The following is a 510-nucleotide window of genomic DNA, read 5'->3' on the forward strand; positions in this document are numbered from 1 at the left end:
TACCATTGCTGCGGCCACGATTACCATTAGAGCGTCCACTACGGAAATTGTGACTGTGATCTGATGAACTATGGCGGCGTGGAAGAGGCTTTTCCTGTGCGATATCAACAGGTCGAGTTCTTTCATCGTCTTTAGACAAAGCATGCAATAGTGCAGCTGCTAATAATTTAGCATCGTATTGACTGGCAATTTCAGTTGCTTCATCTTCAACGTTATCAACAGTCGTTTTGCCCAAGACGGCATAAGTCTCTGCTTTAGCATTCTTCAAACGAGCAACATGTGCTTCTTCAGCCGAAGGTGGTTTCAAGGCAGCCATCCGCTTATTAATCAATTTTTCAATTGCACGAAGATAATCGATTTCACCACGAACAACAAAAGTCACAGAAACGCCATGGTGTCCGGCACGGCCGGTACGGCCGATCCGATGAACATAAGATTCGGGATCTTGCGGAACATCGTAGTTATAAACATGTGTAACTCCGGAAATATCAAGACCACGAGCTGCAACAT

The 510-nt window shown here is 45.1% G+C and carries 1 protein-coding gene; it reads right to left on the reverse strand.

Going from position 1 to position 510, the window contains the following annotated elements:
- A partial coding sequence (locus tag KH893_RS11735) for a helicase-related protein (protein ID WP_281166269.1) occupies positions 1–510 on the reverse strand: 510 nt, incomplete at both ends.

This window comes from Liquorilactobacillus sicerae, from assembly GCF_029916425.1.
In the GTDB taxonomy this organism is placed as follows: Bacteria; Bacillota; Bacilli; order Lactobacillales; family Lactobacillaceae; genus Liquorilactobacillus; species Liquorilactobacillus sicerae.